24 protein-coding genes and 1 tRNA gene are annotated in these 25,607 nt (G+C 62.0%); 19 read left to right on the forward strand and 6 right to left on the reverse strand.

The features are described 5' to 3' along the window. Window positions 1-138: 138 nt before the first annotated feature. The 3 genes from OSC37_RS14570 to OSC37_RS14580 all read left to right on the forward strand — a co-directional run bounded on the left by OSC37_RS14570 (window position 139) and on the right by OSC37_RS14580 (window position 5,228). Entirely contained in the window at window positions 139-2,133 is a 1,995-nt protein-coding gene (locus OSC37_RS14570; RefSeq protein WP_267162160.1) for a hydantoinase/oxoprolinase family protein, read from the forward strand. Continuing rightward, the gene (locus tag OSC37_RS14575; RefSeq protein WP_267162161.1) at window positions 2,130-3,749 is read left to right on the forward strand and encodes a hydantoinase B/oxoprolinase family protein; all 1,620 of its coding nucleotides are present in this window, start codon (window positions 2,130-2,132) and stop codon (window positions 3,747-3,749) included. Before OSC37_RS14570 ends, OSC37_RS14575 begins: the two co-directional genes overlap by 4 nt. A gap of 66 nt (window positions 3,750-3,815) precedes the next feature. Further along, window positions 3,816-5,228, forward strand: coding sequence for a dihydrolipoyl dehydrogenase family protein (locus OSC37_RS14580; protein ID WP_267162162.1), 1,413 nt, complete (start codon window positions 3,816-3,818; stop codon window positions 5,226-5,228). Here OSC37_RS14580 and OSC37_RS14585 read toward each other — a convergent pair. After that, window positions 5,225-5,668, reverse strand: a complete 444-nt coding sequence (locus OSC37_RS14585) for an acyl-CoA thioesterase (protein ID WP_267162163.1) — start codon at window positions 5,666-5,668, stop codon at window positions 5,225-5,227. The genes OSC37_RS14580 and OSC37_RS14585 overlap by 4 nt on opposite strands. A 120-nt stretch (window positions 5,669-5,788) precedes the next feature. On the opposite strand from OSC37_RS14585, the gene OSC37_RS14590 reads away from it, so the two are divergent. Both OSC37_RS14590 and OSC37_RS14595 read left to right on the forward strand, forming a co-directional pair. Continuing rightward, the gene (locus OSC37_RS14590; RefSeq protein ID WP_267162164.1) at window positions 5,789-6,826 is read left to right on the forward strand and encodes a hypothetical protein; all 1,038 of its coding nucleotides are present in this window, start codon (window positions 5,789-5,791) and stop codon (window positions 6,824-6,826) included. A gap of 66 nt (window positions 6,827-6,892) precedes the next feature. After that, a complete protein-coding gene (locus OSC37_RS14595; RefSeq protein WP_267162166.1) occupies window positions 6,893-7,942 on the forward strand; it encodes a matrixin family metalloprotease in 1,050 nt (349 codons plus the stop codon). A gap of 1 nt (window position 7,943) precedes the next feature. On the opposite strand, the gene OSC37_RS14600 is transcribed toward OSC37_RS14595, so the two are convergent. Then, window positions 7,944-8,414 carry a MaoC/PaaZ C-terminal domain-containing protein gene (locus OSC37_RS14600; RefSeq protein ID WP_267162167.1) on the reverse strand — a complete coding sequence of 157 codons (471 nt, stop codon included), beginning with the start codon at window positions 8,412-8,414 and terminating at the stop codon, window positions 7,944-7,946. Window positions 8,415-8,497: 83 nt separating this feature from the next. On the opposite strand from OSC37_RS14600, the gene OSC37_RS14605 reads away from it, so the two are divergent. From OSC37_RS14605 to OSC37_RS14645, 9 genes are all read left to right on the forward strand, one after another. Continuing rightward, window positions 8,498-9,253, forward strand: a complete 756-nt coding sequence (locus tag OSC37_RS14605; protein ID WP_267162168.1) for an enoyl-CoA hydratase/isomerase family protein — start codon at window positions 8,498-8,500, stop codon at window positions 9,251-9,253. Window positions 9,254-9,298: 45 nt separating this feature from the next. After that, on the forward strand, window positions 9,299-10,480 hold the full coding sequence (locus OSC37_RS14610; protein WP_267162169.1) for a thiolase family protein: 1,182 nt from the start codon (window positions 9,299-9,301) through the stop codon (window positions 10,478-10,480). A gap of 46 nt (window positions 10,481-10,526) precedes the next feature. Further along, window positions 10,527-11,513, forward strand: coding sequence for a mevalonate kinase (gene mvk, locus OSC37_RS14615; protein WP_267162170.1), 987 nt, complete (start codon window positions 10,527-10,529; stop codon window positions 11,511-11,513). 6 nt (window positions 11,514-11,519) lie between these two features. Next, a complete protein-coding gene (locus tag OSC37_RS14620; RefSeq protein WP_267162171.1) occupies window positions 11,520-12,278 on the forward strand; it encodes an isopentenyl phosphate kinase in 759 nt (252 codons plus the stop codon). Between the two features lie 56 nt (window positions 12,279-12,334). After that, a complete protein-coding gene (locus OSC37_RS14625) occupies window positions 12,335-13,537 on the forward strand; it encodes a midas domain-containing protein (protein ID WP_267162172.1) in 1,203 nt (400 codons plus the stop codon). Window positions 13,538-13,624: 87 nt separating this feature from the next. Then, window positions 13,625-14,497, forward strand: coding sequence for a CheF family chemotaxis protein (locus OSC37_RS14630; RefSeq protein ID WP_267162173.1), 873 nt, complete (start codon window positions 13,625-13,627; stop codon window positions 14,495-14,497). 368 nt (window positions 14,498-14,865) lie between these two features. Beyond that, window positions 14,866-16,212: a ribonuclease J gene (locus tag OSC37_RS14635; RefSeq protein WP_267164202.1), complete on the forward strand. Its 1,347-nt coding sequence runs from the start codon at window positions 14,866-14,868 to the stop codon at window positions 16,210-16,212. A 3-nt stretch (window positions 16,213-16,215) separates the two neighbouring features. Beyond that, window positions 16,216-17,250, forward strand: coding sequence for a geranylfarnesyl diphosphate synthase (gene idsA3, locus OSC37_RS14640; RefSeq protein ID WP_267162174.1), 1,035 nt, complete (start codon window positions 16,216-16,218; stop codon window positions 17,248-17,250). A gap of 660 nt (window positions 17,251-17,910) precedes the next feature. Further along, entirely contained in the window at window positions 17,911-18,699 is a 789-nt protein-coding gene (locus tag OSC37_RS14645) for an enoyl-CoA hydratase/isomerase family protein (RefSeq protein WP_267162175.1), read from the forward strand. A 1-nt stretch (window position 18,700) separates the two neighbouring features. Here OSC37_RS14645 and OSC37_RS14650 read toward each other — a convergent pair whose 3' ends face one another. Both OSC37_RS14650 and OSC37_RS14655 read right to left on the reverse strand, forming a co-directional pair. Then, window positions 18,701-18,979, reverse strand: a complete 279-nt coding sequence (locus OSC37_RS14650; protein WP_267162176.1) for a UPF0058 family protein — start codon at window positions 18,977-18,979, stop codon at window positions 18,701-18,703. Window positions 18,980-19,078: 99 nt separating this feature from the next. Further along, on the reverse strand, window positions 19,079-19,294 hold the full coding sequence (locus OSC37_RS14655) for a ribbon-helix-helix domain-containing protein (protein WP_267162177.1): 216 nt from the start codon (window positions 19,292-19,294) through the stop codon (window positions 19,079-19,081). A gap of 195 nt (window positions 19,295-19,489) precedes the next feature. On the opposite strand from OSC37_RS14655, the gene OSC37_RS14660 reads away from it, so the two are divergent. Then, entirely contained in the window at window positions 19,490-20,821 is a 1,332-nt protein-coding gene (locus tag OSC37_RS14660) for an isochorismate synthase (RefSeq protein ID WP_267162178.1), read from the forward strand. Continuing rightward, window positions 20,818-22,569 carry a 2-succinyl-5-enolpyruvyl-6-hydroxy-3-cyclohexene-1-carboxylic-acid synthase gene (gene menD, locus OSC37_RS14665; RefSeq protein ID WP_267162179.1) on the forward strand — a complete coding sequence of 584 codons (1,752 nt, stop codon included), beginning with the start codon at window positions 20,818-20,820 and terminating at the stop codon, window positions 22,567-22,569. Before OSC37_RS14660 ends, menD begins: the two co-directional genes overlap by 4 nt. On the opposite strand, the gene OSC37_RS14670 is transcribed toward menD, so the two are convergent. Continuing rightward, the gene (locus tag OSC37_RS14670) at window positions 22,566-23,393 is read right to left on the reverse strand and encodes a J domain-containing protein (RefSeq protein ID WP_267162180.1); all 828 of its coding nucleotides are present in this window, start codon (window positions 23,391-23,393) and stop codon (window positions 22,566-22,568) included. The two genes, menD and OSC37_RS14670, sit on opposite strands and share 4 nt — an antisense overlap. Before the next feature lie 160 nt (window positions 23,394-23,553). Then, entirely contained in the window at window positions 23,554-23,979 is a 426-nt protein-coding gene (gene sufU, locus OSC37_RS14675; protein ID WP_267162181.1) for a Fe-S cluster assembly sulfur transfer protein SufU, read from the reverse strand. Between the two features lie 102 nt (window positions 23,980-24,081). Between sufU and OSC37_RS14680 the strand changes: the two genes are divergently transcribed. From OSC37_RS14680 to OSC37_RS14690, 3 genes are all read left to right on the forward strand, one after another. Beyond that, window positions 24,082-24,156 (forward strand) — tRNA-Ile (locus OSC37_RS14680). 80 nt (window positions 24,157-24,236) lie between these two features. Then, window positions 24,237-24,986, forward strand: coding sequence for a competence/damage-inducible protein A (locus tag OSC37_RS14685; protein ID WP_267162182.1), 750 nt, complete (start codon window positions 24,237-24,239; stop codon window positions 24,984-24,986). Window positions 24,987-25,102: 116 nt separating this feature from the next. After that, window positions 25,103-25,501 (forward strand): DUF5305 family protein, encoded by a 399-nt coding sequence (locus OSC37_RS14690; protein WP_267164203.1) that lies wholly within the window; start codon window positions 25,103-25,105, stop codon window positions 25,499-25,501. Window positions 25,502-25,607 lie beyond the last annotated feature (106 nt).

Consider the following 25,607-nt stretch of genomic DNA (forward strand, 5'->3'; position numbering starts at 1 on the left):
ACATGTCTGCATACTGAGTACGTTCTATTCTTAACAACTGTTTTTTTAATCCAACTCGTGCTAACGAGCAGCAATGCACGGAAGCAAGCGCGTCACGCCATCTTATAACGATCAGTTGGTTGGTCGGGAGGATCGAACGTGAACGCCGTTGTTGGCGTTGATGTCGGTGGGACGTTTACTGATATTGTACTCATTTCCCACGGGGAGATTACAAGCAAGAAGGTTGCCTCAACGGAAGACCAGAGCGAAGGGGTGATTCGAGGTATTCAGGCGGCCTGCGAGGAGGCTGGACTCAGCCCCAACGCGATTTCGGAGTTCTCCCATGCGATGACCGTCTCGACCAACGCACTTCTCGAAGGCAACGGGGCGAAGACTGCCCTCGTCACGACTGCGGGGTTCAGGGATGTGTTAGAGATTGGCCGCCAGACCCGTCCGGAGCTGTACGACCTGGAGGCAGAGAAACCGACACCGTTGGTCGAGCGGCGCAATCGATACGAACTGCCGGAACGAACAACGGTCGAGGGGGAGAGCACACCACCCGACTCAGCCGCGCTCGACGACCTTGTTGCACAGCTCGCGTCTGAAGGGTTCGAGAGCGTCGCCGTCTCCTTCCTGCACTCTTATATCGACCCAACGAACGAACAGCGTGTCGCCGACCGGCTCGCCGACGAACTCGACGTTCCAGTGTCTCCGTCCCACGACGTTCTGAACGAGTTCCGGGAGTACGAGCGAACGTCAACAGCGACCGTCGACGCGTACGTCACGCCTGCCATCGACAGTTATCTTGGACGACTCACGGACCGAGCCGCCGAGCTGGGGCTCCCAGCACCACAGATCATGCAGTCAAACGGCGGTATCGCTGGTGCCGACGAGATTCGAGACGACGCTGTCCAGACGGTCCTCTCAGGGCCTGCAGCCGGCGTCGTCGGTGCTCATGGAGCGGCGACAGCTCTCGACGCCGCGGCTGATTTTGACGGCTTTGTCACCTTCGACATGGGAGGGACATCGAGCGACGTGAGCCTCATCCGCGGCGGAGACGTCGAACGAACGACCGACAATGAGGTTGGGGGGTACCCGATTAGAGTGCCGATGGTCGACGTGAACACTGTCGGTGCGGGTGGCGGTAGCATCGCCTGGGTCGACTCCGGCGGCGCGCTCCGCGTCGGCCCACAGTCATCGGGAGCTGAGCCGGGGCCGGCCTGTTACGGTCACGGGGGAACAAAGCCGACGGTCACCGACGCGAATCTCGTCCTTGGCTACATCAACGAGGAAGCCACGCTGGGCGGAAATCTCGAGTTGGATGTTGAGGCGGCAGTGGGAGCACTCGAAGAGCTGGCGGAGGAAGCAGGCCTCGATTCGGCGCGTGAGGCCGCGCGGGGTGTGTTTCGGATTGCAAACACCAACATGACCCGAGCAATCCGCTCGATGACCGTCGAACGCGGCCACGACCCTCGCGAGTTTGGACTGGTCGCCTTTGGCGGTGCCGGACCGATGCACGCTGTCGCCCTCGCTACAGAGCTGAACATCGGGGCTGTCATCGTTCCTCCCGTCAGCGGCGTCTTATCTGCGTACGGACTCCTCGCCGCAGACGAGAGCTACGACGCAGTCCAGACACACAAAACGCCACTCGAAGAGGCGACTGCAGACGAGCTCGCCAGGGTCTCCGACGGGCTGGTCGCGGAGCTTCCCGTCAGTCCCGACCGCGAAGCAGTGTCTGTCGAACGGTCCGCAGACCTTCGGTATCAAGGCCAAAGCTTCGAGCTGACCGTCGACGCTCGTTCCGACTGTGACACAGACGCCCTCAAAGCGGCATTCGAGGCCAAACACGAGCGGGTCTATGGCTATACAGCTGAAGAGCCAATCGAGGTCGTCAACCTCAGGGCGACCGCTGCGATTCCACGAACTGTCCCCAACACAGACGGCTCGACGGACTCGGTGGAGACTGTTGGGGAACAGACCGCTGTCTTCGACGGGGTGGAGTACACGACACCGATCTATCAGCGTCCGACGACTGCGGGAACGACAGTCAGCGGTCCAGCGATACTCGAACAGGACGAGAGCACAATCGTTGTCCCGCCCGCCTGGGAGGCAATCGGACAGGAGAACGGCTCACTCATACTAACAGAACAATGACACAAAACAGTCTCGACGCGGTCTCGCTTGAAGTGTTTCGGCACAAACTCGAAAGTATCGCCGAGGAGATGGGCCAGGTACTCATCCAGAGCGCCTACTCCCCGAATATCAAGGAACGACAGGACTGCTCGGCAGCACTGTTCGACGCGGACGGGCGGATGGTCGCCCAGGCCAAGCATATTCCGGTCCACCTCGGCGCCATGCCCGACGCCGTCGCCGCGGTCAGACGACAGGAGCCAGAGCCCGGAGATGCGTACATCCTCAACGACCCTTTCGAGGGAGGGACTCACCTCCCCGACGTGACCATCGTCTCGACACTCTCGACGGAGGACGAAATCGTCGGATACGCAGTGACGAGAGCACATCACGCTGATATCGGCGGGATGACTCCCGGCAGTATGCCGGCCGGTTCGACCGAAATCTACCAAGAGGGTATCCGCGTGCCGAGTGTTCCGCTACGAAACGGCGGCGACCTGAACGAGGACCTCCTCTCGGTTATCCTGGCGAACGTGCGCAATCCAACCGAGCGACGGGCAGACCTCAGAGCGCAGCTGGCCGCCCACGACCGGGCCGAAAAGCGCCTCGGGGAACTCATCGGGAGCCACAGCCGTCGCCGCATCGAGCAGGCCTTCGACGCGATTATCGACTACTCTCACGAGCGCATGACCGCGGAACTCGACGCCTTCCAGGACGGCACATACCAGGCGTGTGACGTCCTCGAAGGAGACGGCGTGACCGAGGCGGAGATACCGCTCAACGTGGCCATCTCTCTCGATGGGTCGACTGTGTCTGTCGACTTCGATGGCTCCGCCGAGCAGTGCGAGGGCAACATGAACGCGCCGCTGTCGGTAGCCAAAAGCGCTGTCTACTTCGTCGTCCGAAGCATCACCGACCCCGAGATACCACCTAACCACGGAAGTTACACGAATATCGAGGTGAACGCCCCGAGTGGCACCGTCGTCAATCCGGAGCCGCCGGCGGCGGTCGTCGGCGGGAACGTCGAGACGAGCCAGCGCATCACCGATATTGTCTTCGCTGCCTTCGCTGAGGCAGCCCCCGACCGCGTCCCCGCACACTCTCAGGGGACGATGAACAATCTCATCATCGGCAGCCGTGGGCGTGATGGGTTCACCTACTACGAGACTATCGGCGGCGGGTTCGGTGCTCGCCCCTCCAAGGACGGAATGGACGGCGTACAGGTCGGGATGACGAACACACTCAACACGCCAATCGAAGCGCTCGAATCCGAGTACCCCTTTACTGTCGAGGAGTACTCGCTTCGGCCCGACAGCGGTGGCAACGGCGAGTACAGAGGTGGGCTGGGCCTGACGCGTTCACTCACCATCGAGACGGATGCTGTCGTCTCGCTGTTGACCGAACGGCGGGACCACCGGCCAGCTGGGGCCGAAGGCGGCGAGCCCGGGAAGGCCGGCGAGAATCGTATCGACGGGAAGCGGGTCGGAAGCAAGACCACCCGCGATGTCGAGGCGGGAACAACGGTGACAGTCCATACGCCCGGCGGCGGCGGATACGGCCCGCCGGCGAAACGAGCGAACGACCGCTGTGAGCGAGACCGGCAAAACGAGAAAGTCTCCGAGCAAGTGGACAGGAAATGAGCGGCGACCCCCGTCCCGTGGACACGGACCCGGTAGGGTTATTGCTGTGCCAGCAAAGACGATGATATGAGCATTCACGTCGCAATTATCGGCGCGTACGGGAGCGCAGGGGCAGCCGCTGCGGGCGAGCTCGTCGACGAATCTGGTGTCGAGCTGACGCTTATCGACGACGGCGACCCCGGCGGCGGTCTCTGCATTCTCCGGGGCTGTATGCCCTCGAAGGAGGTCCTCTCCGCGGGCGCACACCGGTACCAGGCACGCCACGACGACCGACTCGTCGGTGACCTGCCCGATATTGACCTCGACCGCGTTGTCGAGCAAAAGGACGACCACACGCTCGGGTGGGCCGGCCACCGCCGCGATTCAATCCACGACTACGCCGAGCGCGAAGACGTGACCTTCATCCACGACACCGCCAGGTTCCTCGACGACCGGGTTATCGCGGCTGGCGGCGAGCGAATCGAGCCCGATTACGTCGTCATCGCGACCGGTTCGTCGGTCAACGTCCCCGATATTCCGGGTATCGACGACGTCGACTACATGACCAGCGCGGATGTCCTCGACGCCACGTCGTTCCCAGATTCTGGCATCGTGCTCGGCCTCGGCTATGTTGGCCTGGAGATGGTTCCTTACCTCGTCGAAGCCGCCGGGATGGATATCACCGCCGTCGAACACGATTCTCAGCCTATCGACGAGGCACCACCGGAGTTTGGGCAGGCACTGCTCGATGTCTACCGAGAAGATTTCGATATCGAGATTCCGACGAACGTCCACGAACAGCGCCTCGAACCGACCGACGACGGTGGTGTCCGTCTCTACCTGGAAGACGAAGACGGCGACGAACAGGTTGTCGAGGCCGACCAGCTGTTCTGTTTCACCGGTCGTCGTCCCTCGCTTGACGGCCTCGGCCTCGAAAACACACGGCTCAACACCGACGGCTGGTGGGTCGAAGAGACGATGCAGGCGACCGATGACGACCGAGTGTTTGTCGCTGGCGACGTCAACATGAAAGAGCCAATCCTTCACGTCGCCAAGGAACAGGCCTTCCAGGCCGCCGAGAACATTCTGGCACACGACGCCGGCCAGGAGCTCGAACCCTACGAGAATGTCCACCACCACGTTATCTTCTCGGGGCTCGGAGTCTACCCCTTCGCACGCGTTGGGCACACCGCCGACTCGGCCCGAGCGGCTGGACACAGGGTCGTCACGGCGACGCGACAGGCCACGGACGACGGCGTCTTCAAGAGCAAAGACGTTCCGGACGGGCTGTCGACGCTTGTCGTCGACAAGAACGACGGAACGGTACTCGGCTACCAGGGGCTGCACTACCACGCCGACGTGATGGCGAAGACGCTGCAGGTCATCGTCGAACTCGGGCTCGACGTTCGTGAGGTGCCAGACCGTGCGTACCACCCTACGACGCCCGAGATGCTCGACGGGCTGTTCCGGGAAACGGCCGCGGCAGTCGAGGAGAATTAGGCGTTTTCTTCACCTTCGAGGGCGGCGTCTCTGAGCTCTCGACAGCGCTCGGAGTCGACGGTCAGGTCGGGAACTGGGATGGGCGACTGGTCTTGGTCAATGGCGACGAAGACGAAATAGGAGTCGGTCGTCTGCTCGCGCTCGCCGGTGCGGGGGTTCTCGCGGTACACCTGTACCCGGACCCGGATGCTGCTCTTTCCAGTCTCGTAGGCGTAGGATTCGATAACACAGGTGTCACCCTGTGGGACCGGCCGCCTGAAATCCAGGTCGCTGATGTGAGCGGTGACACAGCTCGCGCCCGCGTGTCGCATCGCGCTCATCGCGCCGACCTCGTCCATCCACTTCACGACGTTGCCTCCGTGCGCAGTCGCGTGGTTGTTCGTGTCGTTTGGCTGGACCCGCTCGCGGTTCTCGATGTACGTCTCGCTGACGTTCGTCATAGCTGTTTATCGTCTGTGGGACGTAAAAACGCGGTCCCGATGTGGTCGGTGAGTAAACAATAGTGGAGTCATGTATCCCTCCGAGATAATTTTATTCCAGTCGCGCCTTTGCTGACATGTATGAAGCAGACTGGGGAAGTCGGGGCAGTCATCGCAGGGACGGTAACCATACTCGCCTTTGCATCGATGGTGAACGCCACAGTCGGTGTCGCGCTGGGGGCAATTGTGGTCGTCGGCATGGCGACACAGGCTGGAGCACGGGCGGATACACTCGTACTCGGAGGCCTGTCACTCGCCCTAAGCGGCGTATTCGCGACCGTGTTCGACACTTTCCCGGCAGGGGAAGGGGTCGTCGCTGCTGCGGGTTTCGTCGGCGTGGCCATCGGACTGTTCTTTCAGTGGGCAAACCGCGTTCTCGCACGCTCTAGCGGTGTCGTCCGTCTCATCTGGCGACTTATCCACCTCCAGTCGACGGTCATCACGATCGTCAAAGTCGCGGTGGTACTTCCGCTGACGTTTGCCGCCGGCGTCGCTGGCGAGGACATCGACGTGTTCGGTGGCCTGACGTTTGTCCTGTTTTCGCTCTCGATTCTCGCCGGCTTCTACGCAGTTGACCAGGGTCGGGGACTGCTGTCGCTCAAGACCGACGTTCGCGACTCTAAGTCCGAGGTCACCGCCACAGTCAACACGGCCCGCTCACAGTCGCTGGGTGCCGGCATCGCCGCCGGCATTCGAGCCGGGAGCGAGCGACCGGTACGTCCCGACGAGAGCGCAGAGCGCTCCGAGACTGTCAGCCACTCCGAGCCCGATTACGAGACGACACCGACGGCCAGACGTGACGAGCCGAGGCGGACCGACCGTCCGGACGAACAGTTCGGCGACCGCTCTGGGACCGACAGCGACCAACCCCGGGAGGCGGAACGACAGCCACCAGCAAACGGCCGCGACCCCGACAGTACACAGTCCGCGCCACGCGGACGGCCGGCTGACGGTGATGGGCCACGACGGCAGACTGAACCCACGTCGAACAGCCACGAGTTCGGCGGCAACTCACAGCAGTCGACGCCACAGTCGCGATGGTGTCCTGACTGTGGCACGGAAATCACAGACGGAGAGCGCAGATACTGTCACCAGTGCGCTGCGTTCCTCGGTCAGTAGCCCCCAGCCTATTTTGTCCGGTCGTGCGCGATACTGTTTTCCCGCAGCACTAACTATCCCTGTGTAATGGGTCAGACCGAAGGCAGCAGACGTCGGGCCTTTCTTGTCGCCGCCGGAACGGTGGCCGTGGCTGGGTGTCTGGAATCGTTTGAGAGCTCGAACGACGGCGCAGCCGACCGAGCGACCGAAGACGGCGAGACAGCCACGGGGACCGCGACGCCGGAGCCGACCCACCCACTGGCCGACCGGACGGCGACGGTGGCAATCGAGCAGGTCGAGGCAGACCGCGGGCGACTCGAACGACTGCTCGGTGAGGCAATCGCATTCTGGAACGACAACCACACGCAGTATCTCTCCTACACGACGACACTCGAACACCAGCCCGACGCCGACGACCCGGCGATACTCGTCTCGGAACTGCCCGCTATCGAGGACTGTGGTGTCCACGACGGCGGCGAGTTCGCCGGCTGTGCGACCTATCTCACGGCCGGTAACGACAACGCCCTACCCGCGACGGTCCGTCTTGTCCCGGATTCGAGCGATTGGCTGTACAGAACGGTCATCCAACACGAACTGGGCCACGTCCTGGGACTCGGACACGACGACGAGCCGGCCACCATCATGGACGACTCGATTGAAGCCCGGTATCCGGAGTTCGAACACCGCCAGGAGATTCTGGACCTGCGCAGGGAGTGGATAAACGAGTACAACGCAGGAGCAGACCGTCTCTCGACGGCCTTCGATTACGCCAACGACGAGAACTACGAGGCCGCAGCCGAGCGGTACGACACTGCTGGCGAACACTACGACACCGCGGGCGAACTGATTGCATCGGCATCCGAGACCGCCAGCGGACTGACGCCGTTCGAACCGGCTGACCGGGAGCGCCTTATCGAGTTGCTCGACAGCGAGCGCTCCTTCGTCGAGTCGATGGTGTCGGCGGTCGATCTGCTCCAGCGTGGAAGCAAACAGATTGCGAGCGACGACGGGGGGTACGACACCTACAACGAGGGCGTCGACCGCTACAACGCGACGGTCCAGCAGTCACTCCCGGCTACCGAAGCCTACGTCGCGGCCGTCGGCCTGGTCCACATCACCGTCGAGTCAGGGGAGTGAGCTACTCCTTGGCCTCGCGGTTGTAGATGAGGAACTTCATGTCGCCCTCGAAGACGGCGACGTCGTCCTGGTTCGTGACGACGGTGTCGATGGTGACCATGTCGGCATCCTCGACGCTGTCTATCTCCTTTTTGTCGGTAACTTCCATCTCCATCGAGATGGTGTCGTCCATGAAGACGGGTTCGTTGACGTCCATGTAGTTCATGCCGAGGAACGCGTAGACGGTCCGCTCGACGATACCAGAGCGGTAGACGAAGCCGGTTGCCAGCGTGAACGTCATCGGACCGTGAGCTACGCGGGCACCGAAGGGGCCGTCTTCGGCGTACTCGGCGTTGCTGTGGAGTTCCGTCCAGTCGCCGGTGAACATCGAGTGCAGCGTGAAATCCGACTCGGTGACGGTACGGCCGACTGTCTCGAAGGTCTGTCCGACCTCGAAGTCCTCCCAGTGGTGTGGCTCGTAACTATATGCCATACTCGGACTGTCTCACAGAGGCAGTAAATACGTTCCGTTCGCCTGTCGGTGGAAGTTAAGAGAGCGGACCGACAACAGCGGGTATGAAGACGACGACCGACGACAGCGTGCTCCGAATCACCTTCGACCGGCCGGACGCGATGAACGCATTCAACGACGAGGAGGCGGTCGCGCTGGCCGAGGTGGTGGCCGAGGCTGACCCCGAGACACACGACGCAATCGTGCTGACCGGCGAGGGCGAGGCCTTCAGCGCAGGGGGTGATATCGAGGCTATGGCCGAGCGCGACGAGCGACCCCGAGAAGCATACGACCGCTACAACCGCACCTACGGCCGCGTCGCCGAGGAACTGTTCACCTGTCCAGTTCCAGTCGTCGCCAGCATCAACGGCGACGCCGTGGGTGCCGGGCTGACGCTGACGGCGCTCTCGGATTTCGCTTACGCCGTCGAAGACGCTACCTTCGGCTGCGCCTTCGTCCACGTGGGGCTGATTCCCGACACCGGCGGCTCGTATCTTCTGCCGCGGCTGATCGGTCTCCGCGCGGCCAAGCGCCTCGCGTTCACTGGGGCGTATTTCGACGCGAGCGAAGCCGCGGAACTCGGCTTGATTACGGCGGCTGTCACGACCGACGAACTCGACGAGCGGGTTTCGTCGCTGGTCGAGACACTCCGTGACCGACCGACTGAAACCATCGGATTCGCCAAACAGGCGATACACGACAACCTCGGCCGAGGGTTCGAGGATGCGCTCGACCACGAGGCGATGCTACAGACACAGGCATACAACTCCGAGGCCCATGAGGACGGTGTCGCCGCGTTTCTCGAACGTGGCGACGAGTAGGCGACGACCCGAGCAGTAAAGTCCCAGCGCTTGCTTCTGACAACCATGGACGAGGCCTACATCGTCGACGCGGTCCGGACGCCGTTCGGCGAGCAGGACGGTGCATTCAGGGACACACACCCCCAGGACCTGGCGGCAGAACCGCTCCGGGCGCTGGACGACCGAAACGACCTCGGAGGCGGCGACCCCGTCGAAGACATCATCTACGGCTGTGTCTCGCCGGTCGGCGAGCAGGGGCTGAACATCGGACGCATCGCGCCCCTTGTCGCCGGATGGGGCGAGGAGATGCCCGGCGTTCAGCTGAACCGGATGTGTGGCTCGGGCCAGCAGGCCGTCAACTTCGCCGCCGCCGAGATTCGGGGCGGGCTCTCGGAGGTGCTCGTCGCCGGCGGCGTCGAACACATGACCCGTGTCCCACTCGCCAGCGACGCCGACACCGACGGCCAACACTACGCCGACGATGGTATCGTCACGGAGACGTACTTCGAGCATTTCGACGAACTGACCACACAGGGTGAAGGGGCCGAACGCATCGCCGAGACCTACGGCCACGGACGCGAGCAGGTCGACCAGATTGCCGTCGACTCACAGCGCCGCTGGGGCGAGGCCGCCGACGCTGGCGCCTACGACGACCAGGTCGTGCCCGTCGAGACGACCCTCGACGGTGAGGACATCACCGTCACCGAGGACGGACACCCCCGGCCGGGGACGGATATTGAGACGCTGGGAGACCTGCCCCTGGTCTTCCGCGAGGAAGGAGAAGGAGTCGTCCACGCCGGCAACGCTTCGGGCATCGTCGACGGCGCGGCAGGCGTGTTGGTCGCCTCCGGCGAGGCCTGCGAGGAGTACGGCTGGGAGCCGATAGCCCGAATCGTCGACACCCATGTCGTCGGCGTGGACCCGACGACGATGTTGACGGGGCCGATACCGGCGACGGAGACGATTCTCGACGAGAACGACCTCACGGTCGACGACATCGACCGCTTCGAGGTCAACGAGGCCTTTGCGCCGGTCGTGACCGCGTGGCTCGACGAGACCGGCGCGGACTGGGAGCGGACGAACGTCTGGGGCGGCGCAATCGCGCACGGCCACCCGCTCGGGGCGACCGGTGGGGCACTTCTGGGCAAACTGCCGTACCAACTCGCGGAGTGTAACGGCCAGTACGGCCTCGCGACGATGTGCATCGGCTTCGGACAGGGGATTGCGACGCTGGTCGAACGCGTCTGATGACCAAACCGATATGTAAAACAGGCTCGCTCTCACAGGACACGGTATGGTAACTGCAAGCGCCCCCGGCAAGGTGTATCTCTTCGGGGAGCACGCGGTCGTCTACGGCGAGCCGGCGGTCCCGTGTGCAATCGGATTGCGCGCGAGCGTGACCGCCGAGAAGCGCGACGAGGGACTGCGAATCGAGGCCGAGGACCTCTCGCTGTCCGGATTCACCGTCGAATACGACGACGACGAAACTAACCGCCCCGATATCGATGTCCCGAACTCGCTGGTCGATGCGGCGATGGGGTACGTCGACGAGGCGGTCGCACAGGTCAGAGAGGCCGCTGACTCGCCCGACGCGGGGTTCGATATCACCATCGAGAGCAAGATTCCGCTGGGCGCGGGACTTGGTTCTTCGGCGGCGGTCGCCGCCGCAGCAATCGAGGCCGGGACGCGAGAACTCGGCGTCGAACTCTCCAAAGCGGAGATCGCCGAGCGAGCCTACCAGGTCGAGAACACTGTCCAAGACGGACAGGCCTCTCGTGCCGACACCTTCTGCTCGACGATGGGCGGCGCGGTGCGAATCGAAGGCGATGACTGCCAGCGTATCGACTCGCCCGACCTCCCGTTCGTCATCGGCTACGACGGCGGCGCCGGCGATACGGGCGCGCTCGTGGCTGGCGTCCGCGAGCTCCGAGACGAGTACGACTTCGCCGCAGACACCGTCGAGGCAATCGGCGATATCGTCAGACGCGGCGAGCAGGCCCTCGCTGCGGAGAATATCGATGAGATTGGGGACCTGATGAACTTCAACCACGGGCTGTTGTCGGCACTGGGCGTCTCCTCGCGGACACTCGATTCGATGGTCTGGGCGGCGCGTGACGCCGGCGGCCTCGGTGCAAAGCTGACAGGCGCAGGCGGTGGTGGCTGTATCGTCGCCCTCGACGAGACGCCAGAGACGCTGACCGCACTCGAGTACACGCCCGGCTGTGAGGAGGCGTTCCGTGCCGAACTTGACACCGACGGCGTCCGCGTCGAATCCGGGTGAGTGCTCGTGAGTGAGACACTGACTGTCCTCAAACTCGGCGGGAGCGTCATCACGCAAAAAGACCAGCGCGAAACCGTCGACGAGGCTTCGCTCGCACGTGCCTGTGACGCCATCGAGGCCGTCTGTAAGGACGAGCGGCTCGTCGTCGTCCACGGCGGCGGCAGCTTCGGCCACCACCACGCCGCAGAACACGGCGTCTCGGACACCGATGGCAGCACTGACGCAAGCGGGTTGACGGCGATTCACCGCGCGATGGGCGAGCTGAACGAGACCGTCGTCGACGCGCTACAAGAACGGGGGGTGGGTGCGCTTCCCGTCCGCCCGCTCTCGGTCGCACACCGCGAAGAGGGAACACTCGATCTTCCCGCCGGTTCGGTTGCAGCGATGCTCGAAGAGGGATTCGTTCCGGTCGCCCACGGCGACGTTGTCGCCGACAGCGGTCGCGGCGGGACGATACTCAGCGGCGATGATATCGTCGTTTCACTTTCGCGCTCGCTGTTGGCTGACCGGGTGGGGCTCTGCTCGACTGTTCCCGGCGTTCTCGACACAGCGGGCGAGGTAATCGACCGAATCGACGCCTACGAGGACGTTGCACCGGCGCTTGGCGAGAGCGAGGCGACCGACGTGACCGGTGGGATGGCGCACAAGGTCTGCCAGCTACTCGACCTCGACGTGCCCGCCTCGATTTTCGACCTGGACGGCCTCGAACGGTTCTTCGAGGACGGGACGGCGGGCACCGTCATCGCTGGCGGTGGGTCCGACTGAGGGCAGGCGTCCGAACTGTCGGAATTTATTTAATCGTCGTTCTCGATGCAAGAGATATGACAACTGTCGACGTTTCCGAGAGCCTCACGTATGGGTTCAAACTGTTTGGATATCTTCTTGCCGTCGTCATTCTTGGTGGTGGAGGGATGGCACTCGGGGGTGCACTCGCTGGCCCTATCGTGCTCGATGGTACTGTCACCGAAGAACTCTCCTCGCCCGAACTACTCGGCGGCGCGGTGCTGGGCGCTCTCGGCCTGGCCGTCTGGGTTACCGGGACGTTCGGTCTCACCTACAAGCTGCTCGCGGATGCCGTCTCCCGTGGCGTCCCCGAGGACCTCGGTGCCTCCCCTTCTGAGGAGGAGTCGACAGACCAACAGCACGCTTCGACACAGCCGGCGACCGAACCGGTCGGCCCGTCACCGGGCGAACAGACCGCCCGCTCTTTCGGCCCGGAGTCGACTGTTCCCGGTGCCTCCGACGTGCCCGACCGCGCGACTTCACCGAGTGACTCCGCGTCTACTGTGGTCACAACGACAGACGACGGAACGACCAACAGCGAGCCAGAGGCCGACGAAGCCACAACCGACACCAGCGACCAGGCCGATTCCGTCGCCGACGGCCCCTCCGAGACCGAGGAACGGACCGCCGAGGAGATTGCCTTTGGAGACAACGATGGACCAGACCGGCAGCCGCCGGTCGACGACGCCGTGGCTGCCGATGTGGAGGCGGGGCCGACCCCACCAGACGAGAGCCAGCCCGCCGACTCTTCGGCGACCGAGGTGACAGACGAGGCCACCGCGGTGAGTGATACGGCCGAGGACGATTCCGGTTTCGAACCGACCGATACCGAGGACGATTCCGGTTTCGAACCGACCGATACCGAGGACGATTCCGGTTTCGAACCAACCGATATCGAGGACGATTCCGATTTCGGACCGACCGATATCGAGGACGATTCCGACTTTGAACCGACCGATATCGAGGACAGCGGTCCACATGAGGGAGAGAAAGACAGTGAGAACGCTGATGTGGATGTCGCCGCCAACGCGGAGAACACGTTTGTCGACGCTGAGGAGTTTGAGGAAGAGACGGCCGTCGATGAGCCAACGCCCGATGATAGTGGCACCGACGAACTCTTTTCCTCCGAGACAGAGGAGGTTGTCTCAGCCGAGGAGTCTGCCCCAGATGAGGATACCGCAGACGAAGCGACGCTCTCGGACGACGACGGCGAGGCGTCAGACACTGACCCGCTTGCGTGAGCAATTTCGACAGCAACTCTCTCTGGCCGAGTAATTTACAAAGATTCAATATATCCCTGCCCTGAAACACAGACAACGGAACAGTTCATGGCTTCAGTACTCGCGGACTTTGTTGCTCATCTCACCGTCGAGACGGCCGACTGGGAGGACCCAATCGAGGGACGGGTCCTGTTGAGCGAGACACAGCTCGTGTTGGCCGAAGACGAGACAAACAAGATGGCCATTCCACTTGATGCTATTTTCGATATCAATACTGGGACGACACCAACGTTCGTCGACCCGATGCCGGGACACCCGGTCACGGTTGCCTATCGAGAAGAAAACAGCCGCGCGACGGCGGTTATCTCTGGCGACGAGACGACCAGCGAGAAGTTCGAGACGGTGTTGTTCAAGGCGATTCTCAACGGAACCTACACAGTCCTGAAACATCCCTCCAAGGTCGGTGGCCGGGTCATGGACACCGAGTTTCAGGGCGGTATCATGGGACTGTCGGCGGGAGCCGTCCAGTTCGACACCGACGAGGGGCCGGTCGAGATTCCGCTTAACGGCATTGTCGACTTCTCCCGAGAGCAACGGACCGTCAACGGAGAGGAGCGACCAGTACTGATTGTCAGCCACATGGACAACGGCGAAGCACTGGAGACGATTGCTGCGACAGAGTCCTCCCGCAAACTGTCGATTCTGGGACGCTATCTCCGTGGTACCTACCAGACGCTGCTCGAATCGCTCGGGGGAATTTCGCTGTCGGACGCCGAGACAGAGGCGCTGACCACCATCTACTCGACCGGCGATATGGACGTCTCGCTGCCGAGCGTGCTGGGGATGGACCCCAAGACGGTCAAGCGCGTGCTCCACTCGCTTCACGACAACGGCCTCGTCGAATCTGGCGACAACGGGCCGGTGCTAACGGCCAAAGGACAGATTGTGGTCAACGAGTATCTCGAACGTATCAACGACTGATGGTGATTACCGCGGTGATTCGCAGACCCGGTATATGAACTCAGTTTGTTTCGGCTCCAATCGGCACAACGAGCAACACCATGTCGGTAGAGACTCGCAGTAGTCACTATGAGACGCCGTTATTCGGGTTTGTCGAGCAATCAATGTGTTTTTAAGGCTTGCGGTAAGATGTAAAAGTATCCGAGCGAACGGTCGCCCCGGGCAACGCTATGGGCGACCGGCGCGCCGCCGGACGACGACGCGTTGGCCTCGCGGCCATCGGGTCAGACGGCGGCCGACCGACAGAGTCGGGACTGCTGGCGGCCAGGCAGACGGTCGTCCTCGCAGTCGCCGGGCCCTCCGGGCGACGACCGCCTCGGCGTAATACGATGGAAATCGAAATTGCAACAATCGGCGGCTACGAAGCGGTTGGGCGCCAGATGACGGCAGTTCGCGCAGGCGACGACGTCGTCATTTTCGACATGGGGCTCAACCTCTCGAAGGTACTGATTCACGACAACGTCGAGACCGAGCGAATGCACTCGCTCGATCTCATCGACATGGGTGCGATTCCGGACGACCGCGTCATGTCCGAACTGGAGGGCGACGTCAAGGCCATCGTCCCCACCCACGGCCACCTTGACCACATCGGGGCTATCTCGAAGCTGGCCCACCGGTACGATGCGCCTATCGTGGCGACACCGTTCACCATCGAGCTGGTCAAACAGCAAATCGAGGGCGAACAGAAGTTCGGCGTCGAGAACGACCTCGTCAAGATGGAGGCCGGCGAGACGATGCGCATCGGCGACCACAACGAACTCGAGTTCGTCAACGTCACCCACTCTATCATCGACGCCATCAATCCAGTCCTGCACACGCCCGAGGGCGCAATCGTCTACGGGCTGGACAAGCGCATGGACCACACGCCGGTCATCGGCGACCCGATCGACATGGAGCGGTTCCGCGAAATCGGCCGCGAGGGTGAGGGCGTGCTGTGTTACATCGAGGACTGCACCAACGCGGGCAAGAAAGGCCGGACGCCGAGCGAGTCCGTCGCCCGTCGCCACCTCAAAGACGTGATGTACAGCGTCGAGGACTACGACGGCGGTATCGTGGCGACGACGTTCTCCTCGCATATCGCCCGCGTGAAGTCACTCGTCGAGTTCGCAGAGGACATCGGACGCCAGCCCGTGTTGCTCGGGCGGTCGATGGAGAAATACTCCGGCACCGCAGAGCGCCTCGACTTTGTCGAGTTCCCCGATGACCTGGGGATGTACGGGCACCGCAAATCGGTCGACCGGACGTTCAAACGGATCATGAACGAGGGCAAGGAGAACTTCCTGCCCATCGTCACGGGCCACCAGGGCGAGCCACGCGCAATGCTCACCCGGATGGGTCGCGGGGAGACGCCGTACGAACTGGACAACGGCGACAAGGTCATTTTCTCGGCCCGAGTTATCCCCGAGCCCACCAACGAGGGCCAGCGCTACCAGTCCGAGAAGCTGCTCTCGATGCAGGGCGCGCGCATCTACGACGACATCCACGTCTCGGGCCACCTCAACCGCGAGGGCCACTACCAGATGCTCGACGCGCTCCAGCCCCAGAACATCGTCCCGGCACACCAGGACCTCTCCGGGTTCTCCTCGTACGTCAGCCTCGCCGAAGACGAGGGGTACAAGGCGGGACGCGACCTCCACATCAGTCGCAACGGCCAGATGATTCAGCTGGTCGAGTAACAAATGACACGACAGCAGGCGGTCGAGAAGACTATCACGCGGTGTCGACAGCAGGTCAACGACGCAATCAAGGAGGACCTTCCGGTCGAACACCCAGAGCGGCTCTACGAGGCCTCTCGCTATCTGCTGGACGCCGGAGGGAAGCGGCTCCGGCCGACGATTCTCCTACTTGGGGCCGACGCGCTCGCGGATGTCGAGCCGAACTCCCAGCCGTACCGTCGGTTCCCGGCCGCAGACGGCAAGGCAGTTGACGTGCTCTCGGCGGCGGTCAGCATTGAGATTATCCAGTCGTTCACGCTGATTCACGACGACATCATGGACGACGACGACATGCGTCGTGGCGTCCCTGCTGTCCACCGCGAGTACGACGTGTCGACAGCGATTCTCGCCGGTGACACACTCTACTCGAAAGCCTTTGAGAACATCCTCCGGACGGGTGCGCCGCCGGACCGCTCGGTCCGGGCGCTCTCGGAGCTGGCGACCACCTGTACCGAAATCTGTGAGGGGCAGTCCCTGGATATCGAATTCGAGAACAGAGACGGTGTCACACCCGAGAAGTACCTCGAAATGGTCGAGCTGAAGACCGCGGTGCTGTACGCGGCCGCCGCGAGCATCCCGGCTGTGCTGCTTGGGTACAACGACGCCGTCGAGCCACTCCACAGCTACGGGCTCTCGATTGGTCGGGCCTTCCAGATTCAGGACGACCTGCTGGATTTGACCACGCCCACAGAGAAACTCGGCAAACAGCGAGGGAGCGACCTCGTCGAGAACAAACAGACGCTTATCACCGTTCACGCGCGCAACCACGGCGTCGATGTCGACAACCTCGTTGAGTCCGACTCCGTCGACGCGGTCTCCGAGACCGAGATTGAGGAGGCCGTCGGCGTGCTCGAAGACGCCGGGAGCATCGAGTACGCCCGCGAGACCGCCCGCGAGTTCGTCGCGGACGGGAAAGCACAGCTCGATATGCTGCCGGACAACGAGGCACACGACCGGCTGCTCGATATCGCCGACTACCTCGTCGAGCGCGAGTACTGAGCGCCGATTTACTGTCTCCTCCTACAAGCGCCCAGTATCGACTTTTATAATTAGATCCCGGACACGGCAACTCTACACAGTCAACAATGCCTTGATTTTTAGTCGAAGATTTAATGTGGTTTTTCAATCGAAGATTTAATATGGATTTTAATCCTCCTCCGGAGGCAAACTGAAAATGAATGAAACAGCACACGACCGCATCTATCTCCTCCTTGTACTGTTATGTATTCTATTATCAATGAATACATTATTGATTTTGAACTTGATCGGATGGGGAAGTGCAGTATTTACAATTGTGATTGGGCTTGTGTTTGCAATCATCTTAACCAGTATAACCTCTGGCCTGGTCAAATTGTAAACACCGTGAGAGGGTGTCTCTGAGTTGACAGCTCAATTCATTAGAGACCCTACAGCATCAACGAGAAATCCTGTCTCAGTGATTCCAGATCTCTCGGTGAGTCGATGCAAGAACGCTGTTCTCAGATATATTATGTGATTAATAGGTCTTTTGTAGAAAGTTTAACATAATGTTATAAAATATATTATAGCATTTTCACTAACAAAATTAAGATACTACTCAAAAACGAAAAGGCCACTAGTTATCATATACGGATATAACTCTTGAACATCTTTATTAGATCGTCTCCCAAATATTGGATAATGCCGGTAATCGATTACGAGCTTCGCGGCGACAGGGCGACGGTCACGATAACGAACCCAGAACTGCGCAACGCTTTGACCTTAGACACCGCTCAGGAACTGACAGACGCGTTCGAAGCAATCGAGGAGAGCGACGCCAGCTGTGTCGTGCTAGAGGGCTCGTCGGGGACGTTCTGTGCCGGCGGCGATATCGAGCTGATGATGGAGGGGTTGACCAGCGAGCGCGAGACGAGCGAACTGATGGAGGAGGCGGCCTACCCCATCAATCAAACTGTCCAGCGCGTCTACGAGTGTCCGCTACCGACGGTCGCGAAAGTCGACGGCCCCGCCTACGGTGCCGGCGCGTCACTCGCAATCGCGTGTGACGTGGTGCTGGCGAGCGAGCAGGCCGAAATCAGCTTCGGCTTTCGGCGCGTCGGCCTCTCAGTTGACTCGGGCACGTCGTATCTCCTCCCGCGGATGGTTGGCGAGAACACCGCCAAAGACCTCGTCTACTCCGGAGACGTGCTCGATGCGGCGGCCGCAGAAGAGTTGGGCCTGTTCAACAGGGTTTATCCGACAGAGGAGTTCGAGGAACGTGCCGGCGACTACATCGAGAACGTCGCAACGGGACCGACCGTCGGGCTCCAACACTCAAAACGGCTGCTCCAGCGGGGGCTCGACCGCTCGTTCGACGAGGTAATCGACGCAGAAGTCGACGCTATCGGGTCGGTCTTCGAGACCGATGATTTCGCTGAGGGTGTCGAGGCATTCCTCGAAGGCCGAACCCCGGAGTTTGACGGCCGGTAGACTACAGTTTGTTCTCGGCGTCCTCTGCGAGTTCTTTCATCCGTTTGCCGACGCGCCCGGCGTCGGAGAACTCGTCGTCGCTCATCGCATTTGCCAGCGCATTCCCGAGGACGAACACCGCGTGTTTGTGCTCGCTTTTGGACATATGTACGTCGTCGGGCGTCACCTCGATTTCGTCGTACGGCTCGAACAGCTCATCGTCGGTGGTCTCTAAGCTCTTGAAGTACTCCATGATGGTGACCATCTGCTCGTGGAGCTCAAGCAGTTCGTCTTTATGCATCTCTACGAAAAATAAGGCGGTATCGGGTCAAGTATGTTTGGTCTCTTCCCGACCTCGTTCGAAAGCTGTGCACGCGCGCGCCGAGCGCAACTCGAAAAGCTAGAAGACGTACTCGTCGTCGTGACCCATCATCCCGTCGTCTTCGTATCCGGGCTCACTGTCGTCGTCGACGGGACCACTCGTTTTGTAGGCTTTGACACCCGTCGCGACGAGTTCCTCGATTGCTTCCTCTCGGTTGAGGAACTCACCCTCGTCGACGAGCTGGGTGATCTGCATTTCGAGATGCTCCGGGATAGTTATCTCTACCTTAGGCATCGGACGTGCGAGTCTTTGCCTGAGGGGTATTTAAAACTAACGGGGCGGGTTGTTGCTCGGCGAAAATGACCTCATAGAACCACAAAAATCTCCGCTCCTCCTCAAAGTTCAGTTTTTCTGGAAACAACGGGGTCGTCGCCACGTGTGACACCTAATAGTTAGGCTCAAAGGGACTGCCTCCTAACCATATGGGAAATGGAGTCTCCTCGCGGTGACAGCACAGCTCTCGGCGACGAGGCGATTGCCGTCCGCGGGTGTTCTATCGAGACCCCCGCACTGCGGTCGGTGCTCGAGGTTGTTGGGGCCCCTCGAATCGGGTGGACGGCCCCGACAACGTCGGTCGTCGCAGGCGGTGCGGCTGTGACTCTTTCGGCAAGCGGTCCAGAACGGTTCGGTCGTCTCCGGACAGAGGCCGACGACCTCTTCGAGCGGGTCAGGACGCCAGAGTCACTCCCCGACGGTGCCAGGCCTCGGCTGTTCGGCGGGTTCTCGTTTACCGCCGACTCGTCAGCCGAAGGGCCGTGGCGTGGCTATCCCGACGCGTGGTTCACGCTCCCGGCCATCCAGGTGAGCATCACCTCGGACGGAACCTGGCTGACGACTGCGGCAATCGGCCCAGACGCCGACGAGGCTGCAAGCGAGCGCCTCGACCGCTGGCGCGACCGTATCGCTTCCTTGCCGGTCTTCGAACCGGGGGCTCCGCCCGGCGTCGAGAGCCGCCGGCACACGCCCGAGTTGCCAGAGTGGCGCGAGGCCGTCGAATCGGTCGTCGACCGTATCGGTGACGGTGACCTCCGGAAAGTCGTCCTCGCACAGTCGCTGTCGGCCGACCTCGCGAGGGAACCCCGTGTGGTCGACATCCTGGCACGGCTCGGGAAGTCCTATCCCGGCTGTTATCAGTTCCTGTTCGAGCCTGAAGACAGTCCGAGCTTTCTCGGCGCGACGCCCGAGCGCCTGGTCAAGATGCGCGGACGGACCGTCGACACGGAGGCGCTCGCTGGCTCTATCGGCCGTGGCGAAACAAAAGACGAAGACGACTGGCTCGAAGCCCAGATTCGTGACAGCGAGAAGAACAACCACGAACACGGCCTGGTTGTTGACGCGGTCTGCGACCAGCTTGCCGCGATGACGACCGACATCGAGACCGGTGACCGGACGGTCCGAAAGCTCTCCAACGTCCAGCACCTCCAGACGCCGATTCGTGCCACGCTGGACGACGACCGCCACGTGCTCGAACTCGTCGAGCAACTCCACCCGACACCGGCGGTCGGTGGGCTCCCGCCCGAGGCGGCGAGACAGACGATACGTGACCTAGGGGGATTCGATCGCGGCTGGTACGCCGCCCCGGTCGGCTGGATCGACGAGCACGGCGACGGGACCTTTCTCGTGGCGATTCGATCTGCGGTCACCGACAACACGACGGCGACCATGTTCGCGGGCGCTGGTATCGTTGACGACAGCGACCCTGACGAGGAGTACGACGAGATACAGCTGAAGTTTCGACCAATCTTGGACGAACTCACATGACTGCACCGAACCGCAACACGCTCTGGGCCGAGGTTCTGGTCGACGAACTGGTCGCGGCCGGCGTCGATGCCGTCTGTCTCTCGCCTGGGTCACGGTCGACGCCGCTGACGGTTGCCTTCGCAGAACATCCCGACGTCGAGACGTTCTCGCATCTCGACGAGCGTGCCAGTGCTTTCTTCGCGCTCGGCAGAGCTCGCCGGACGGGAACGCCGACGCCAGTGGTCTGTACGTCGGGCACGGCTGCAGCGAACTTCCATCCGGCGATTTTGGAGGCACGCGAGAGCCGCGTCCCGTTCATGGCGCTCACCGCGGACAGGCCGCCGGAGTTGCGAGACAGCGGCGCAAACCAGACGACCGACCAGGTGAAGCTGTACGGCGATGCGGTCCGCTGGTACCGAGAACTTCCCGAGCCCGAAGCCGACGACCGCAAGCTTCGCTCGCTCAGGGTAACGGTCGACCGGGCGGTGGCGACAGCTACCGATACGCCCGCGGGCCCGGTCCACCTCAACGTCCCGTTTCGCAAGCCGCTGGAGCCGACATCGGTCGAGGGCGACGTTCCCGACGACCTGGCAGAGCGCTCGCCACTGGCCGTCGACGGCAGAGACGGCCCCTTTGTCGAGATGACTGCGGGAACGAAACGGACCGACGCGGCTACGGTCGGCCGCCTCGCAGACGCGCTGACTGCTGCTGACCGGGGGCTACTCGTCTGTGGGCCGGCGGATGCACCGGCACCTGACCGTGACGCGCTCGGAGAGCTTGCGGCGGCGACCGGCTTCCCGGTACTCGCTGATCCGCTCTCTGGTCATCGGTTCGGTTCCCAAGACGGCGCTCTGGTCTGTGGCGGGTACGATTCGTATCTCGACGACCCAGCGTGGCCCGACCCCGAAATTGTCGTCCGGTTCGGGGCTTCACCGACTTCCAAGACGCTCCGGAAATACCTCGCCGGCACGGACTCCCGCCAGATTATCGTCGACCCGGCTGGCGGCTGGCGCGAGGCCGAGTTCACCGCGACCGACCTGGTGTCTGCTGACTCGACGTGGCTCGCATCTGCGCTCGCCGATGCAGTCGAGGACTTGTCGACGGGGTACCGAGACAGGTTCGAATCAGCCGAACAGACGCACTGGGAGATTGTTGAGGACGCCCGGGACGACCAACTGTTCGAGGGCGGCGTTGTCGGGACTGTTGCCGACCGTTGCCCGGCCGGATCGACCCTGTTTGTCTCAAACAGCATGCCAGTCCGGGACCTCGACCGGTTTGGACGGCCGCGGTCGGCACCCGTGACCGTCCTGGGGAACCGCGGCGTCAGCGGTATCGACGGGATTGTCTCGACCGGCCTCGGGGCAGGAAGTGCAACTGATGAGCCGCTCGTTCTCGTGACCGGGGACCTCGCGTACTACCACGACATGAACGGACTGCTCGCGCTCTCGCGGTGTGGCGTCGACGCAACAATCGTCCTCATCGACAACGACGGCGGCGGCATCTTCCACAAGCTTCCAATCGAGGACTTCGACCCGCCGTTCACCGAGCAGTTCAGGACGCCACACGGCCTGGATTTCTCGCCGACGGCTGACCTCTATGACCTCGAATTTCGGCGGATTCACGACCAAGGGGCGTTGACCGAGGCATTCGCTGACTCACTCGACAGCGAGGGCACCCAGGTCCTGTCTGTCGAACTGGACGGCCAGGAGAGCCATCGCTTTCGTGAACGTCTCCACGACCGCGTGCAGGCGGCGATTCACGGGAACTAGCCGGCTGTCATCGGCCGGATGGCCACACGGGTCAGCGCGGAGAGACCGAGCGGGAAGAACACAGCGGTCATCGCGAGAATGCCCTGTACCGAGAGCACCTCGACACCGAGCCAGAGGAACAAAAGCGGCGGCAACAGCACACACCAACCCCCAAAGACGACCACTCCGAGATCGGGGACGCTCTGGAGAAAAGCGATGATGAACACGACACACGCGGCGACGAAGAGGTTGACAGCCAACGGGAACGTCGGGCTAAGTGCGCCAAAGAGCAAGACCGGATAGACCAGAAACGTCGTCGCGAGCAAGACGAAGGCGTGTTGATCTCTGAAAACGCCGCCGTATCGCAGGGCGTCTCTCCCGCGCTCGACGGCGTATGCCTGGTTCACGTTCTGCGGGTCGCTGTCTGAGCGTTCTGTCTGTGCCCAGCGTGCGCCCGACCCCACGTTCGTCGCTGTGGTCTGGCCGCGGGTGTGCTGGTCTGTCGCTTTGTTGCCCGTGGTGTGTGTCTGGTCGGTCTGATTCTCCCCGGTGTGAGTCCTGCGTCTGCTCTCCGTGCTCTCTCGGTTCGGGGATGCTGCTGTCGGGTTCGTGTGCCCGCTGTCACTAACGTAGGCGGCGTGGCCGAGACGGTCGTACCGTGCTCGCTCGTCCGGGTCGGTGAGTGTCTCTTTGGCCTCGATGAGCCGTTTGGTTCGCTCGCTTGCGGTCTGGCTGTCACTCACGTCGGGATGGCTCTGCTTGAGTTGCTCTCTGTAGGCCTCCTCGATTTCGTCGGTCGAGGCGTTCTCGGACACGCCGAGCAGCTCGTAGTAGGTATCCCCCATGCCCGTCTACGTCCCCGTAGAAGGCGCTTTCATAAAACCTCTGCCGGAGTGTCTCGTGCGGTGATTGGTGGGGTACGCTCAGACTGGGTTCTGTGGACTGTTCGGTTCACGGTCTGATAGACACCAGAAGCAAGACCACGGCGGTACCGACTCGCCACAATCAGTCTTCGACTGTCGTCTTCTCGACGTCGATTTCTTCGCCGAAGTAGATGTCTGCGCCGTCCTGTGCCACCTTCTCGGCGAGGACAGCACACTTCACACGCATCGGCGAGATATCCACGCCGAGGGTGTCAATCATGTCGTCGCGGTCCATCTCCTGGAGGTCGTCGATGCTCTTGCCGACGAGCATTCCCGAGAGCATCGACGCGGCGGCTTGTGAGATGGCACAGCCGTCCCCGCGGAAGGCGAGGTCTTCGATAACCTCGTCGTCATCGTCGAGCTTCACGTCGATTTCGATGGTGTCGCCACACATCGGATTCTCACCGACGTGTGTGAACGTCGGCTCCTCAAGCTCGCCGTAGTTGCGGGGGTTCTTGTAGTGGTCCAAAATCTGCTGTCGGTACATGTCGGAGCCGCCCATTCCCATAGTTGTATACTCTTGTGTCGGTGACAGTAAAAGAGTTCCGTGTGGGGGTTTGACGACCGATGCGATAGAGTTTAGTTCGGGCACAGAGTAATCGACGACAGCGGGCCCGTAGCTCAGTCTGGTAAGAGCCCCCGGCTCATAACCGGGTATGCGGTGGTTCAAATCCGCCCGGGCCCACTTCTGACGGCGACTGTGGCGAAGGAAGTGAGCCACCAGCCCACGAACAATTATTCTTCCAGAGCCGCTATCAAACGCAAATGCAAGTCGCGCTGATAACCGTCGGTGACGAAGTGCTGTCGGGGGACACAGTAAATACGAACGCGAACTGGCTGGCGACACGCCTGTCAGAGCGCGGTGCTACCGTCGCCCGGATTCTCTCCGTTCCCGACAAGCGCGAGACAATCACCGAGCACGTCACTACCTACCGCGAGCGGTTCGACGCGGCCATCGTCACCGGGGGTATCGGCGGCACGCCGGACGACGTGACGATGGAGGCCGTCGCCGACGCCTTCGACAGGGAGATGACGGTCCGGGAGGAGCCACTCGCGGACGTTCGGCAGCGACTGGCCGAAATCGAACAGCGCCTCCCCGATATGGACATCAACGTCGACGCCGAGTCCGAGGCAGCACTGCCAGCGGGGAGCAGACCGCTGTTGAACGAGGAAGGTCTCGCGCCGGGGTGTGTGCTGGAGAACGTCTACGTCTTCCCGGGGATTCCGGAGGAACTCGAAGCGATGTTCGAACAGGTCGCCGACGAATTCACCGGCGACAGACGAACGCGGACGCTCTACACCGTCGAACCGGAGGCGAACATCGTCCCCCGACTCGAAGATGTCATGGCGACCTTCGACGTGACCGTCGGCTGTTACCCCGACCGCGAGGCGGGGCACAACCGCCTGAAAATCATCGCAACCGATGATGGCGAACTCGGCGGGGCGACCGAGTGGCTGCTCGACAACCTCGCGGCCAGCGAAACGTCGGTCTCGCGTGACTGGGATACTCAGTAGGGTTCACGTCTCATACGACCGAGAGACACGCTGGTGTATCGCCCACTCCGGGGACAGCACTCACATCTGACGGTACCGCGGTCGGCCGAGAGCCACAGGAGAAGGAGTATCACCGACTGCGATACGCCAGCAGACGAGACGAGGTCGACGAGTGGATTACCACCGGCAAAACGCCGACGGCCGGCGACACCTCGGAGGTCGAAGTTGACGACATTGAGAGACTCGTCGACGTGGCGATAGACACCAACCAGCGGGTCATCGAAGATTCGCGCACGGGGACGCTCTCGGTGCAGACGCCGACGACAATCTATCGGTACGTTCCGCCGGCAGCAGCAGTGAGCGGTGGCAAGTCAGAACACGAGGCGCTCCGAGAAGCTAACAACGGGCACGCACCGACCGAGGAACTGGTCACGACGGCGACCACTGACGGTAACGCCGAGACCATCTCGATGACAGACGGGCAATCAGCGGACCAGTCCGCCGAACAGGGCGAGGAGAACTGGGAAGACGATTGACGACACGATAGCGTGACAGTATCGGCCCTCTCCTACCGGATGTAGGCACGAATATCTGTCCGCCGTTTCGTGACATCCTGTCTTTAGGTCTGCCTAAAAACCGAAA

Source organism: Halovenus salina (assembly GCF_026410925.1).
GTDB lineage: Archaea > Halobacteriota > Halobacteria > Halobacteriales > Haloarculaceae > Halovenus > Halovenus salina.

Excerpts from the sequence above, each read along its gene's own strand:
- OSC37_RS14575 (WP_267162161.1), top strand. The coding sequence starts at position 2,130 with ATGACACAAAACAGTCTCGACGCGGTCTCGCTTGAAGTGTTTCGGCAC.
- OSC37_RS14580 (WP_267162162.1), top strand. The coding sequence starts at position 3,816 with ATGAGCATTCACGTCGCAATTATCGGCGCGTACGGGAGCGCAGGGGCA.
- OSC37_RS14585 (WP_267162163.1), bottom strand. The coding sequence starts at position 5,668 with ATGACGAACGTCAGCGAGACGTACATCGAGAACCGCGAGCGGGTCCAG.
- OSC37_RS14590 (WP_267162164.1), top strand. The coding sequence starts at position 5,789 with ATGAAGCAGACTGGGGAAGTCGGGGCAGTCATCGCAGGGACGGTAACC.
- OSC37_RS14595 (WP_267162166.1), top strand. The coding sequence starts at position 6,893 with ATGGGTCAGACCGAAGGCAGCAGACGTCGGGCCTTTCTTGTCGCCGCC.
- OSC37_RS14600 (WP_267162167.1), bottom strand. The coding sequence starts at position 8,414 with ATGGCATATAGTTACGAGCCACACCACTGGGAGGACTTCGAGGTCGGA.
- OSC37_RS14605 (WP_267162168.1), top strand. The coding sequence starts at position 8,498 with ATGAAGACGACGACCGACGACAGCGTGCTCCGAATCACCTTCGACCGG.
- OSC37_RS14610 (WP_267162169.1), top strand. The coding sequence starts at position 9,299 with ATGGACGAGGCCTACATCGTCGACGCGGTCCGGACGCCGTTCGGCGAG.
- mvk (WP_267162170.1), top strand. The coding sequence starts at position 10,527 with ATGGTAACTGCAAGCGCCCCCGGCAAGGTGTATCTCTTCGGGGAGCAC.
- OSC37_RS14625 (WP_267162172.1), top strand. The coding sequence starts at position 12,335 with ATGACAACTGTCGACGTTTCCGAGAGCCTCACGTATGGGTTCAAACTG.
- OSC37_RS14630 (WP_267162173.1), top strand. The coding sequence starts at position 13,625 with ATGGCTTCAGTACTCGCGGACTTTGTTGCTCATCTCACCGTCGAGACG.
- OSC37_RS14635 (WP_267164202.1), top strand. The coding sequence starts at position 14,866 with ATGGAAATCGAAATTGCAACAATCGGCGGCTACGAAGCGGTTGGGCGC.
- idsA3 (WP_267162174.1), top strand. The coding sequence starts at position 16,216 with ATGACACGACAGCAGGCGGTCGAGAAGACTATCACGCGGTGTCGACAG.
- OSC37_RS14645 (WP_267162175.1), top strand. The coding sequence starts at position 17,911 with ATGCCGGTAATCGATTACGAGCTTCGCGGCGACAGGGCGACGGTCACG.
- OSC37_RS14650 (WP_267162176.1), bottom strand. The coding sequence starts at position 18,979 with ATGCATAAAGACGAACTGCTTGAGCTCCACGAGCAGATGGTCACCATC.
- OSC37_RS14655 (WP_267162177.1), bottom strand. The coding sequence starts at position 19,294 with ATGCCTAAGGTAGAGATAACTATCCCGGAGCATCTCGAAATGCAGATC.
- OSC37_RS14660 (WP_267162178.1), top strand. The coding sequence starts at position 19,490 with ATGGAGTCTCCTCGCGGTGACAGCACAGCTCTCGGCGACGAGGCGATT.
- menD (WP_267162179.1), top strand. The coding sequence starts at position 20,818 with ATGACTGCACCGAACCGCAACACGCTCTGGGCCGAGGTTCTGGTCGAC.
- OSC37_RS14670 (WP_267162180.1), bottom strand. The coding sequence starts at position 23,393 with ATGGGGGATACCTACTACGAGCTGCTCGGCGTGTCCGAGAACGCCTCG.
- sufU (WP_267162181.1), bottom strand. The coding sequence starts at position 23,979 with ATGGGAATGGGCGGCTCCGACATGTACCGACAGCAGATTTTGGACCAC.
- OSC37_RS14685 (WP_267162182.1), top strand. The coding sequence starts at position 24,237 with ATGCAAGTCGCGCTGATAACCGTCGGTGACGAAGTGCTGTCGGGGGAC.